Origin of the sequence: Acidovorax sp. MR-S7 (genome assembly GCF_000400995.2) — a bacterium.
Lineage (GTDB): Bacteria > Pseudomonadota > Gammaproteobacteria > Burkholderiales > Burkholderiaceae_C > MR-S7.
This window is the reverse complement of record NZ_DF238962.1, coordinates 21550-33465: the sequence shown is the minus strand read 5'-3', so window position 1 is coordinate 33465 and position 11916 is coordinate 21550. Positions and strand designations below refer to the sequence as shown.

16 protein-coding genes are annotated in these 11916 nt (G+C 71.3%); 8 read left to right on the top strand and 8 right to left on the bottom strand.

Annotated elements, in window-relative coordinates:
* The first annotated feature begins 61 nt into the window (after positions 1–61).
* Positions 62–631 (top strand): DUF2889 domain-containing protein, encoded by a 570-nt coding sequence (locus AVS7_RS18310; RefSeq protein ID WP_020229510.1) that lies wholly within the window; start codon positions 62–64, stop codon positions 629–631.
* A gap of 78 nt (positions 632–709) precedes the next feature.
* On the opposite strand, the gene AVS7_RS18305 is transcribed toward AVS7_RS18310, so the two are convergent.
* Entirely contained in the window at positions 710–1552 is an 843-nt protein-coding gene (locus AVS7_RS18305; RefSeq protein WP_034691164.1) for a type IV pili methyl-accepting chemotaxis transducer N-terminal domain-containing protein, read from the bottom strand.
* A gap of 139 nt (positions 1553–1691) precedes the next feature.
* Here AVS7_RS18305 and moaA point away from each other — a divergent pair, with 139 nt between their 5' ends.
* Genes moaA through AVS7_RS18280 form a run of 5 tightly spaced genes read left to right on the top strand, consistent with a single transcriptional unit; the run spans position 1692 to position 5530 of the window.
* Entirely contained in the window at positions 1692–2831 is a 1140-nt protein-coding gene (gene moaA, locus AVS7_RS18300; protein ID WP_024001814.1) for a GTP 3',8-cyclase MoaA, read from the top strand.
* Entirely contained in the window at positions 2828–3430 is a 603-nt protein-coding gene (gene mobA, locus AVS7_RS18295; RefSeq protein WP_020229507.1) for a molybdenum cofactor guanylyltransferase MobA, read from the top strand. Before moaA ends, mobA begins: the two co-directional genes overlap by 4 nt.
* Entirely contained in the window at positions 3427–4749 is a 1323-nt protein-coding gene (glp, locus tag AVS7_RS18290) for a gephyrin-like molybdotransferase Glp (protein WP_020229506.1), read from the top strand. Before mobA ends, glp begins: the two co-directional genes overlap by 4 nt.
* A gap of 59 nt (positions 4750–4808) precedes the next feature.
* On the top strand, positions 4809–5135 hold the full coding sequence (locus AVS7_RS18285) for a thioredoxin family protein (protein WP_020229505.1): 327 nt from the start codon (positions 4809–4811) through the stop codon (positions 5133–5135).
* Entirely contained in the window at positions 5132–5530 is a 399-nt protein-coding gene (locus tag AVS7_RS18280) for a hypothetical protein (RefSeq protein WP_020229504.1), read from the top strand. The genes AVS7_RS18285 and AVS7_RS18280 overlap by 4 nt, the downstream gene beginning before the upstream one ends.
* A gap of 46 nt (positions 5531–5576) precedes the next feature.
* On the opposite strand, the gene rnhA is transcribed toward AVS7_RS18280, so the two are convergent.
* Together rnhA and AVS7_RS18270 are read right to left on the bottom strand one after the other, a co-directional pair.
* Positions 5577–6023, bottom strand: a complete 447-nt coding sequence (gene rnhA / locus AVS7_RS18275) for a ribonuclease HI (protein ID WP_020229503.1) — start codon at positions 6021–6023, stop codon at positions 5577–5579.
* Positions 6024–6043: 20 nt separating this feature from the next.
* Positions 6044–6820, bottom strand: coding sequence for a class I SAM-dependent methyltransferase (locus AVS7_RS18270; protein WP_034691161.1), 777 nt, complete (start codon positions 6818–6820; stop codon positions 6044–6046).
* Here AVS7_RS18270 and gloB point away from each other — a divergent pair.
* Entirely contained in the window at positions 6819–7595 is a 777-nt protein-coding gene (gloB, locus tag AVS7_RS18265) for a hydroxyacylglutathione hydrolase (RefSeq protein ID WP_020229501.1), read from the top strand. The two genes, AVS7_RS18270 and gloB, sit on opposite strands and share 2 nt — an antisense overlap.
* Positions 7592–9115: a transglycosylase SLT domain-containing protein gene (locus AVS7_RS18260; protein WP_020229500.1), complete on the top strand. Its 1524-nt coding sequence runs from the start codon at positions 7592–7594 to the stop codon at positions 9113–9115. Before gloB ends, AVS7_RS18260 begins: the two co-directional genes overlap by 4 nt.
* Positions 9116–9126: 11 nt before the next feature.
* Here the strand turns inward: AVS7_RS18260 and AVS7_RS24010 are convergent, their stop codons facing one another.
* The 5 genes from AVS7_RS24010 to AVS7_RS18240 form a co-directional block, all read right to left on the bottom strand.
* On the bottom strand, positions 9127–9279 hold the full coding sequence (locus AVS7_RS24010) for a DUF3096 domain-containing protein (RefSeq protein ID WP_020229499.1): 153 nt from the start codon (positions 9277–9279) through the stop codon (positions 9127–9129).
* A gap of 54 nt (positions 9280–9333) precedes the next feature.
* Complete coding sequence (locus tag AVS7_RS18255) at positions 9334–10365, bottom strand: ABC transporter substrate-binding protein (protein WP_020229498.1); 1032 nt, start codon at positions 10363–10365, stop codon at positions 9334–9336.
* A gap of 118 nt (positions 10366–10483) precedes the next feature.
* Positions 10484–10891 (bottom strand): MAPEG family protein, encoded by a 408-nt coding sequence (locus AVS7_RS18250; RefSeq protein WP_034691160.1) that lies wholly within the window; start codon positions 10889–10891, stop codon positions 10484–10486.
* Between the two features lie 72 nt (positions 10892–10963).
* Positions 10964–11554, bottom strand: coding sequence for a recombination mediator RecR (gene recR / locus AVS7_RS18245; protein ID WP_020229496.1), 591 nt, complete (start codon positions 11552–11554; stop codon positions 10964–10966).
* A gap of 14 nt (positions 11555–11568) precedes the next feature.
* Positions 11569–11901 carry a YbaB/EbfC family nucleoid-associated protein gene (locus tag AVS7_RS18240; protein ID WP_020229495.1) on the bottom strand — a complete coding sequence of 111 codons (333 nt, stop codon included), beginning with the start codon at positions 11899–11901 and terminating at the stop codon, positions 11569–11571.
* Positions 11902–11916 lie beyond the last annotated feature (15 nt).

The window sequence follows — 11916 nt, the reverse complement described above, 5'->3', positions numbered from 1 at the left end:
CCTCCCGCCGCCCCTGCCCCGCCGGCCTCTGCTCTCCCCTCTCCCGGTTTTCGCGTTGTCCATGCCTCTGTCGCCCCCCGCCCCCCGCACCGCCCAACACGTCCGTCGCGTCACCTACCAGGGGTTCGCGCGCGAGGACGGCCTGTGGGACATCGAAGGCGAGCTGCACGACAGCAAGGCCCAGGACCGCCCCGCGCTGCGCAACCCCGAGCGCATCCGCCGCGCCGGCGAGCCCGTGCACCACATGTGGCTGCGCGTGACGGTGGACGGCGACCTCGTGGTGCGCGCCATCGAGTCCGCCATGGACGCCCACCCCCTGGGCGACTGCCCCGAGGCCCAGCGCGCGCTGCAGTCCATGGTGGGCTGCAGCATGGCGCGCGGCTGGCGCCAGGCCATCCAGTCCCGCCTGGGCGGCGTGGCCAGCTGCACCCACCTGCGCGAGCTGCTGTTCAACCTGGCCACCGCCACCTTCCAGACCGTGCAGGGCGCCTTCAAGAGCGAAGGCGACGCGCCGCCGCGCCACCTGGGCCAGTGCACGGGCTGGGACTTCAACGGCAGCGGCGTGCGGGAGCACTACCCCCAGTTCTACGGCCACGTGCCGCGCCCGGCATCGCCCCCGAAGGCGGCGTGAGCGGATGCGAAGAATATCAACCAAAACAGCCTCCAGCGCCCGCCCATCAAGCGCGAGCAGCTATTTTTCGAATAGCAATCAACCCAGCACATCCCGCAGCGCGACCTCGTAGAGGGCGGTGAGGCTGTCCATCAGTTCCAGCAGGCGCTCGCTGGTGGTGGCCACGTTGTCCAGGCCGCGCGCATCGGGCTGGCGCTTGAGCGCCGCATCGAAGAACACCCACTGGGCCTGCCCCTGCTCCAGCGCCTGGCGGATCGCGGGCGTGGAGATCGGGGCCTTGGCCAGCTGGGCCAGCGCGCGCTGGAACTCCTCGGCATCGCCCGCCATCTGCTCGCGCACGGCGCGGCCGTCCAGGCCCGCGGCCATCAGCTCGTAGTTCTTGGCCAGGCGCTGCGACAGCATGCGCTGGCGGCCCGCCGTGTTCACCAGCCGGGCCGTGGGGGCCTGGGCCAGCTTCTCCAGCGCCTCGGTGGCGGCGTGGGCCGCCGCCATCATCTGGTCGGACTGGGCGGACACGGCGGCGAAGCCCTCCTTGCTGGGCGCCTGGCCCAGCAGCGCGTCCAGCCGGTCGGCGCTGCGGCGCACGTCCTGCAGCTGGCGCGCCACCTCGGGCGGCCAGGCCTGGCCATCCATCTCCTCGAAGCCGGCCAGCACCTGCTTGCGCGTATGGCCCAGCACGTCGCGCGCACGCTCGGGCACCACGCCCAGGTGCAGCTGGCCATAGGCCTTGGCCGCGCGCTGCGACAGGGCCCGAAAGCGCGCCGTGCGGTTGATGGCCGTCGCCAATGCCATGCGCACCTGGGCGGACAGCGGCAGCGCCGGCACGATGAAGGCCGCGGCCAGCGTGCGCATGGCGACGCGGCGGCTGCGCCGGCAAGACGGTGCGAGGGAGGCGGAGGGAGTGGAGCGGTGGCTGGGCATGCCCGCCATTCTGGAAGCGCAGCCGCGCGGCGCTTCTGATGCCGGTCAAACGGCGGCCCCGGCCCCGGCCGATTGACCGACATCAAATTCCGCCCTGCCCGGGCCACCCCTCACGCCCCCTTGGGGCACAATTTGGCCCATGGCTGAACGTGTGATTCCCGTGGTGGACCAGCGCAGCACGGTGCTGGCGCCCACCGTGCGCAGCGGCGTGCCCGCCGCGCCGAGCGGCGAGCTGGCGGACCTGCGCGGGCGGCCCCTGCGCGATCTGCGCATCAGCGTGACCGACCGGTGCAACTTCCGCTGCAGCTACTGCATGCCCAAGGAAGTGTTCGACCGCAACTACCGCTACCTCCCGCACGACGACCTGCTGCGCTTCGAGGAGATCACGCGGCTGGCACGCCTGTTCATGGCGCACGGCGTGCGCAAGATCCGCCTGACCGGCGGCGAGCCCCTGCTGCGCAAGGACCTGGAGCGGCTCGTCGCCCAGCTCGCCGGGCTGCGCACCGTGGAGGGCCGCCGGCCCGACCTGACGCTGACCACCAACGGCTCGTTGCTGGCGCGCAAGGCCCGCGCGCTCAAGGATGCGGGGCTGCGGCGCGTCACCGTCAGCCTGGACAGCCTGGACGACGCCATCTTCCGCCGCATGAACGACATGGACTTTCCCGTGGCCGACGTGCTGGCCGGCATCGAGGCCGCGCAGGCCGCGGGGCTGGAGCGCATCAAGGTCAACATGGTGGTCAAGCGCGGCACCAACGACCACGAGGTCGTACGCATGGCGCGGCACTTCCGCGGCACGGGCATCACGCTGCGCTTCATCGAATACATGGACGTGGGCGCCACCAACGGCTGGCGCATGGACGAGGTGCTGCCCTCGGCCGACGTCATCGCGCGCCTGCAGGCCGAGCTGCCCCTGGTGCCGCTGGCCGCCACGGCCGTGGGCGAGACCGCGCAGCGCTGGGGCTATGCCGGGCCCGACGGCCGGCACGATCCACGCCTGGGCGAGGTGGGCGTCATCAGCAGCGTCACCCAGGCCTTCTGCGGCGACTGCAACCGCGCGCGCCTGTCCATGGAGGGGCGGCTGTACCTGTGCCTGTTCGCCACCCAGGGCTGGGACCTGCGCCGCCTGCTGCGCGGCGAAGTGAGCGACGCGCAGATCTCCGCCGCCATCGCCGACATCTGGCAGGGCCGCAGCGACCGCTATTCCGAGCTGCGTGCCAGCCTGCCGGCCGAGGCCGGCGCGGGCCAGCGGCGCGTCGAGATGAGCTACATCGGCGGATGACCATTCCCGCCCATGACATCACGGGCCTGGTGCTCGCCGGAGGCCGAGGCACCCGCATGGGCGGCGTGGACAAGGGCCTGCAGCCCTTTCGCGGCACCCTGCTGGCGCTGCATGCGCTGCGCCGGCTGCAACCCCAGGTGGGCGCCGTGGCGCTGAACGCCAACCGCCACCTGGCCGAATACGCCGCCTTCGGCACCCCCGTCTGGCCCGACACGCTGGCCGGCCACCCCGGCCCGCTGGCAGGCTTCGTCGCCGGGCTGGAGCGCTGCGGCACGCCCTGGCTGCTCACCGTGCCCTGCGACACGCCGCTGTTCCCCCCCGACCTGGCCGCGCGCCTGGCCCAGGCCGCCGCGCGCACCGGCGCCGGCGCCGTGCTGGCGGCCGACGCCGGCGGGCTCCCGCAGCCCGTGTTCTGCCTGCTGCGCGCGGCGCTGCTGCCCGACCTGCGGCAGTTCGTCGCCGGGGGCGGCCGCAAGGTGCGCCAGTGGGCCGCGCGGCATGGCGGCACCCTTGCCGCCTTCGACCAGCCGGGCGACGACCCGCGTGCCTTCGACAACGCCAACACCCTGGCAGAACTGCACGCCTTGGAGCACCCATGACCACCATCGCCCAGATCGCCGCCAGCCTGCCGGGCTACGACCCGCAGGCCCTGCGCGCCGACGACGTGACCGCCTTCCTGCGCCAGTTGGCGCAGCCCGTCGCCCAGGCCGAAGAGGTGGCCCTCTTCGACGCCCTGGGCCGCGTGCTGGCGCAGGACGTGGTCTCGCCCGTGTCCGTGCCGCCGCACGACAACTCCGCCATGGACGGCTACGCCTTCGATGGCGCGCAGCTCCAGGACGGCCAGCCCCTGGTGCTGCGCCCCGTGGGCGCCACCGCCTTCGCAGGCGCGGCGGGCGCTGCCGCTGTGGCCCCGGGCGAGTGCATGCGGATCATGACCGGCGCCGTCATGCCCGCCGGGCTCGACACCGTCGTGCCGCAGGAGCTAACCACCGCCGGGCCCGACGGCCGCATCCGCATCGCCCCCGGCCTGCTGCGCCGCGGCGACAACCGCCGCCTGAAGGGCGAAGACCTGCTGCAGGGCCGTGTCGCACTGCCGCAGGGCGAGTTGCTCACGCCCGCCGCGCTGGGCCTGGCGGCCAGCCTGGGCCTGCAGAGCGTCACCGTCTACCGCCGCCTGCGCGTGGCCTTTTTCTCCACCGGCAACGAAATCCTGAGCCCGGGCGAGCCGCCGCGCGAGGGCGCCGTGTACGACAGCAACCGCTACACCCTATTCGGCCTGCTCGCACGCCTGGGCGTGCAGGCGATCGACCTGGGCGTGGTGCGGGACGACCCCGCGCTGCTGCGGGCCGCGCTTGCGCGCGCCGCCCGCGAGGCCGACGCCATCATCACCAGCGGCGGAGCAGGCGCGGGCGATGCCGACCACATGCACGCCGTCCTGCAGGAACTCGGCGACGTGGCCTTCTGGCGCGTCGCCATGCGCCCGGGCCGCCCCATGGCCGCAGGCAGGATACAAGCCAAATCGCCTTCCAGCGCTTACACAGCAAGCGCTGGAAGCTATGAAAACGGAAGCATCCTGTTCGGCCTGCCCGGCAACCCGGTGGCCGTGATGGTCACCTTCCTCGCCTTCGTGCGCCCCGCCCTGCTGCGCATGATGGGCTGTACGCGCCCCGCCCCGCCACTGCTGCGCGCCGTGGCCGCCGAGCCCCTGCGCAAGCGCCCCGGCCGCACCGAATACCAGCGCGGCGTGGTCACGGCGGCGGCCGACGGCACGCTGCAGGTACGCACCACCGGCAACCAGGGCTCGGGCGTGCTCAGCTCCATGGTGCAGGCCAACGGCCTCGTCGTGCTGCACCACGGCCAGGGGCCCGTGGCCGCGGGCGACACGGTGGACGTGATGATGTTTGACGGCGCCCTCTGACACGGCCATCCCCGCCGCCCGGCTACCCTGAAACGCATCGATCCTTCCTGCGAACCGCCATGCCCTACGCCAGCCAACACCTCGCCCAGCCCCCCGCACGCGACGCCGTGGACCGGCTGCCGGGCGCCACCGTCGTCGAGTTCGGCACCCCCTGGTGCGGCTACTGCCAGCGCGCGCAGCCGCTCATCGCCCAGGCGCTGCGGGACCGCGCCGACGTGCAGCACGTCAAGGTGGAAGACGGCTCCGGCCAGCGCCTGGGCCGCAGCTTCGGCGTGAAGCTATGGCCCACGCTGGTGTTCCTGCGCGATGGCCAGGAAACGGCGCGCCTCGTGCGCCCGCAGACCGCGCGCGAGATCGAGGACGCGCTGCAGAGCACCGCCCCGTGACCGGCTCCGCACCCCTCACCGCAGCCGAACTGCGCACGCATGCGGCCGAGGCCGCCGCGCAGCCGCACTGCGCAGACTGCGCTGCGCTGCTGCAACCCGGCTGGGAATCCATTTCCGGCGCGATGCAGACTTCGCACCTGCAATGCATCGGCGCTCTGGGCAGCGCAGCCGACTGGGAACAGCTCGACGAATATCACCCGCACGGCACCAGCCTCTGGTCACCCGATGCGCCTATCGCCCTGGGCTGGCACCCGTACACCCGCTGCACGCTGTGGCGCTGCCCCCGCTGCGCGGGCGCCTTCCTGCGGTACACGGAATATGGCGGCTACTACGAAGACGAGCGCATCCGGCCGTTGCAGGCTGGGCTGATCGTGGAGCCCGGCAACACGGATTGACCGCAGCAAGGCGCTGGCGTCCGCCCAGCGCCGGCTTCCAAGACGATCAGCGCCCCAGCGCCTGCTCCACGCCCTTGTTGGCCAGTGCGTCCGCGCGCTCGTTGCCCGGATCGCCTGCGTGGCCACGCACCCAGTGCCAGTCGATGGCGTGGCCCGCGCCGTGCGCCAGCTCGTCCAGGCGCTGCCACAGCTCCACGTTCTTCACCGGCTGGCCGCCGGCCGTGCGCCAGCCCTTCTTCTTCCAGCCGTGGATCCACTGGGTGATACCCTGACGCACGTACTGGCTGTCCAGGTAGAGCTGCACCGCGCAGGGACGCTTGAGCGCGGCGAGGGCCTGGATCACGGCCATCAGCTCCATGCGGTTGTTGGTCGTTCCCAATTCACCGCCGAACAGTTCTTTTTCCAGCGCGCCGGACCGCAGCACCACCCCCCAGCCACCGGGACCTGGATTGCCCTTGCAGGCTCCGTCGGTATAGATCACCACCTGATTCAAAAAACACTCCTGCGAATTTTTCACTGCGGTTCGGGCGGAACGCGCCGCGCGACCTGCACCTGCGCGCCGGCCGCCTGCGGCGCCTTGCGCCACGAAGGCTCCAGCAGCCGCATGCCCTGCACGCGCTTGACGGCCACGACCACATAGCCGGCCCCGAGTATCGGCCACCAGCGCGCGCCTGGCGCGTCCATCCAGCCATAGCGCTGCAGCCAGCGTTCGCTGGCGACGGCAGGGCGGTAGCAGCCGAAGCTCATCGTCTCCAATTCGAACCCCAGCAGCCGCAGCCAGTCGCGCAGCCGCCCCGGCGCGATGAACTCGCCCACCTCGGGCAGGTACAGCCGCCCGCCCGCGCCCAGGCGCTGATACAGCCGGGCGCGGCGCTGGCGCAGACCCCACAGGCTCCAGGGGTTCAGGCCGCTGACCACCACGCGCCCCTCGGGCACCAGCACGCGGTGCACCTCGCGCAGCGCCGCGTGCGGGTCCGCACTGAGCTCCAGCGTATGGGGCATGACCACCAGGTCCAGGCTGGCCTCGGCGAACGGCAGCGCCACGGCATCGGCGAGCAGCGCGGGGGCTTCGCTTCCCGGCAGCAGCGATTGGGCGGAGTCCAGGGCCAGCCAGCGGTGCGGCATGCGGTTGGCGCGCAGCCCCTGCAGGCCGGGCATGCCGAGCTGCAGCGCGTGGTAGCCGAAGATGTCGGCCACCAGTTCATCATGGCGCTCCTGCTCCCAGGCCAGCAGATAGCGGCCGGGAGGGGAGTCGAACCAATGGTGCAAACCTATAATTTCGCCGCTCATGACCTTGCTGCCGCTGCCTGCCTTCACCGACAACTACATCTGGATGTTGCACGACACGCAAGGCGCGGTCGTGGTGGATCCGGGCGATGCCGCGCCCGTACTGCAGGCGCTCTCCCGCTTGGGACTGCCGCTGCAGGCGATTCTAGTCACGCACCACCATGGCGACCACGTGGGCGGCGTGCAGGCGCTGCGGCAGGCCACCGGCGCGGCGGTCTACGGGCCCGCGCGCGAGGCCATGCCCGAGCCCCTCACGCGCCTGGCGCAGGGCGACGCGGTGGATGTGCTGGGCCTGCGCTTCACGGTGCTCGACGTGCCCGGCCACACGGCGGGGCATATCGCCTACTACTGCGCCGATGTCGATGGCGCGCCCGTGCTGTTCTGCGGCGACACGCTGTTCTCCGGCGGCTGCGGGCGGCTGTTCGAGGGCACACCGGCGCAGATGCTCGCGTCGCTGGATGCGCTGGCCGCCCTGCCCGGCGATACGCGCGTATGCTGTGCCCACGAATACACGCTTTCCAACCTGAAATTCGCGCGCGCCGTGGAACCTGCGAACGCCGCGCTGCTCCAGTACACAGCCGCCTGCGAAGCCTTGCGCGGCGCGGGCCAGCCCACGCTGCCCGCGCGCATGGCCACGGAGCGCAGCATCAACCCTTTTTTGCGCACGCGCGAAGCTTCGGTCGCCCAGGCGGCCCGGGCGTTCGACGCAGGCGTGGACCCGCATGACGCCGTGGCCGTGCTGGCCGCGCTGCGCCAATGGAAGAACGAGTTTCGATGAGATTTCTGAACCTGCTGTGGCTCGCCAGCCTGCTGTGGCTGGCCGGCTGCGCCACCACCGGCACCCCTTCCGACACCACCAGCGGCAGCGCTCCCGTGGAGGCCGGCACCGCCGCCCACACGCCGCTCTACCCCTCCGGGCCGCTGCAGCCCATCACGCCGGGCGCCGCCGGGGCCTATGCGGTGGCCGGCATCAGTGCCCCCGCCGACCTGTGGGACCGCATCCGCCGGGGCTTTTCCATGCCGGACCTGGACACGGACCTGGTGCGCGACCGCGAGCAGTGGTATGCCACGCGGCCCGACTACATGCAGCGCATGACCGAGCGCTCCAGCAAGTACCTGTTCCACATCGTCGAGGAGCTGGAGCGCCGCGGCATGCCGACCGAGCTGGCCCTGCTGCCCTACATCGAGAGCGCGTTCAACCCCCAGGCCGTCTCCAGCGCCAAGGCAGCGGGCATGTGGCAGTTCATGCCCGCCACGGGCACCTATTTCGACCTCAAGCAGAACGCCTTCCGCGACGACCGGCGCGACGTGCTGGCCTCCACCCGCGCGGCGCTGGACTACCTGCAGAAGCTCTACGGCATGTTCGGCGACTGGCACCTGGCCCTGGCCGCCTACAACTGGGGCGAAGGCAGCGTGGCGCGCGCCATCGCCCGCAACGAGAAGCAGGGCCTGGGCACCGGCTACACCGAGCTCACCATGCCCGCCGAGACGCGCATGTACGTGCCCAAGCTGCAGGCCGTGAAGAACATCGTGGCCGACCCGGAGCGTTTCCGCACCGAACTGCCGCTGATCGAGAACCACCCCTACTTCCAGAGCGTGGAGATCACGCGCGACATCGACGTGTCGCTGGTCGCCAGCCTGGCCGGCATCCGCGAGGAGGATTTCCGCGCGCTCAACCCCTCGCTGCACCGCCCCGTGATCCTGGCCGCCGGCATGCCCCGCATCCTGCTGCCCTGGGACAATGCGCAGGTGTTCCGCCGCAACCTGGAGGCCTACAGCGAAGGCCAGTACGCGAGCTGGACGGTGTGGACCGTGCCCTCGACCATGAGCGTGTCCGCCGCCGCCAAGCGCACCGGCATGAGCGAGGCCGACCTGCGGCAGCTCAACGGCATCCCGCCGCGCATGATGATCAAGGCCGGCTCGGCCCTCATGGTGCCGCGCGCCACCACCACGCGGCAGGATGTGTCCGGCCACCTCGCTGACAACGGCCAGATCGCCTTCACGCCCGAGATCGTCACGCGCCGCACCACCGTGCGCGCCGGCAAGCGCGACACGGTGGCCAGCATCGCCCGGCGCTACAAGGTCAGCGCCGCCGACGTGGCCGACTGGAACGACGTGAAGACCTCCAGCGCCTTCAAGGCCGGCGAGGCCGTGGTGATGTACCTGCCCGTGCGCCTGAGCAAGACCTCCTACGCGCGCACCAGCCCGCGCCAGCCGGTGGCCGTGGCCACCAAGGCCCGTGGCGGCAAGGCCGCCACCGCGCCCAAGGGCGGCACGCCCTCCAAGCGCAAGCGCTGACTGGAACCTGGTTACAGGCGCAGGTTGTGCGCCCCCACCAGGCCCAGGATGCCGATCGCGATCAGGTACAGCGCCACGATCAGGTTGAGCAGCTTGGGCATGACCAGGATGAGGATCCCGGCGATCAGGGAGACGAGTGGTCCGATGCTGAGGTTGAGCGACATGTGCGGTTCCTGTGAACGTGAAACCGCCCACTTTAGCGCCGCCGCACACCCCTTTCAGATCTGGAACTTGAGCTTGGCCTTGCGCACCCAGTCGTTGCTGAACGTCTTGTGCAGGTCCACCCGCGTGGGCGAGAACTCCGGCTGCAGCCGGGCCACCGCGCGCAGGGCCGTGGCGGGGCCATCGTCGGGCATCAGGCCGTCGGGTGACAGGGTTTCGCGCACCTTGTGGAAGGCCGCCAGGTAGGCGCTGCGGTCGCCCAGCAGGAACGGCTGGGGCACCACGCGCACCAGGTCCGCGGGGCTGGCCGTCTGCAGCCACTTGAGGGCATGCACCAGCGCATTGGCCAGCGCCTGCACCTGGGCCGGCTGGCGCTGCACGAAGGCCTGCGGCGCATAGAGGCAGGCCCCGGGCATGGAGCCGCCGAAGATTTCCGCCGAGCCTTTCAGCGTGCGCGTGTCGGCCAGCAGCCGCACCTCGCCGCGCTGCTCCAGCATGGTGAGCACCGGGTCGGCGTGGCACAGCGCATGCACCCGCCCCTGGCGCAGGGCCGCCAGCGCCGAGGCCGCGGTGCCCGTGCCCACGAAGGTGACCTGGTCCAGCGGCACGCCCGACTGGTTGAGCCACAGGCTCGCCAGGAACTGCGTGGACGAGCCCGGCGCCGTCACGCCCACGCGCAGGCCCTTGAAGCCCGCCACGCTGCGTACCGGCCAGTTGCGCACCGAGGCCGCCAGCGCCAGTTGCGGCGTGCGCCCCAGCAGCACCAGGCTGCGCAGCACGACGCCCTGCGGCTGCTGGCGGATGACGTGGTCGTAGGCGCCGCAGCACACGTCGGCCTCGCTCTCGTGCACGGCCCTCAGCGCCAGCGCGCCGCCCGGGTGGTCCTGGACCTGCACATCCAGCCCCTCGTCGCGGAAGAAGCCCAGCTCCTGCGCCACGGTGAGCGGCAGGTAGTACAGCACGCTCTGCCCGCCCACGGCGATGCGCACCCGCTCGCCCGCACGCGACTGCGCGCGCGTCCAGGCGGGCATGGCGGACAGTGCGCACCACTGGCCGAACCGGCGGCGGCTGATGGACAAGGGAGGCATGGCCTGATGACTATGGAAACAACACTGCATGTTGCAGTGCAGCAATCGTGCCCGACCCCGCGCGCTTGCGGTATGGGGGGAACCCTGTCGGGGAACTACGTACCTTCCGCCCGCCGCGTCAGCGCCAGCCCAGCAGCAGGATGGCGATATTGACCAGCAGCCCGGCGGCCCAGACGGCGCTGCGCACGGTGGGCATGTCGCCCACGTACATGGTGATGTAGGAGATGCGCAGCATCACGAACACGAAGGCCAGCATGTCCAGCATCATCTGGGGCGCACCGAGCTGGTGCGCGATGACCACGGCGCCGATGAAGAACGGCAGCGCCTCGAAGCTGTTGGCCTGCGCCGCGTTGGCGCGGGCGCGCCAGCCCGTCTGGCGGGCCAGCCAGGCGCGCGGGTCGTGGTTGTCCTTGCCGCGGAAGCTCCCGCGCTTGGCCAGCAGTGCGCAGGCCATGGGCAGCAGCGCGGCGATGAGTACGCACCAATAGGCCACGGTGAACCGTGCCACGTGCATCGTCGTGTTCATGGTGATTGGTAGTGTTTTTGGCCTGTATCGCTTGGCAGACAAGCGCCAGCAGCTATCGATTGAAGAGCATCATCAGCGCCGATCCGCGAGCGCATGGGCGATGGTGCCCAGGTCCACGTACTCCAGCTCGCTGCCCACGGGCACGCCGCGCGCCAGGCGCGTGACATGCACGCCCCGGCGCTTGAGCGCCTCGCCGATGGCATGGGCCGTGGCCTCGCCCTCGGCGGTGAAGCTGGTGGCCAGGATCACCTCCTGCACCACGCCGTCGCTGGCGCGCTCCAGCAGCTTGTGCACGCCGATGTCGCGCGGCCCCACGCCGTCGAGCGGTGACAGCCGTCCCATGAGCACGAAGTACAGGCCCTTGAACGCGCCCGTGCGCTCCATCGCGGACTGGTCGGCCGGCGTCTCCACCACCGCCAGGCGCGTCGCGTCGCGCCCGGGGTCGAGGCAGACCTCGCACACCGCACCCTCGGTGAAGGTGTGGCAGCGCTCGCAGTGGCGCACGCTCGAAGCCGCCTGCGCGAGCGTGCGCGAGAGCACCTGCGCGCCCTCGCGGTCGTGCTGCAGCAGGTGGAAGGCCATGCGCTGCGCCGACTTCACGCCCACGCCCGGCAGGCGCCGCAGCGCCTGGATCAGCGCGTCGAGGGAGCTGGTGTCGGACATGCGCCCTGCACAGGTCAGAAGGGGAACTTCATCCCGCCGGGCAGGCCCGGCATGCCGGCCGTGATCTTGCCCATCTTCTCCTGCGAGGTTTCCTCGGCCTTGCGCACCGCAGCGTTGAAGGCGGCGGCCACCAGGTCTTCGAGCATGTCCTTGTCGTCGGCCAGCAGGCTCGGGTCGATGGTGACGCGCTTGACGTCGTGCTTGCAGGTCATCAGCACCTTGACGAGGCCGGCGCCGGATTCGCCCTCGACCTCGATGCTGCCCAGCTCGTCCTGCGCCTTCTTGAGGTTGTCCTGCATGGCCTGGGCCTGCTTCATGAGGCCGGCGAGCTGTCCCTTGTTGAACATGGTGTTTCCTTTGCT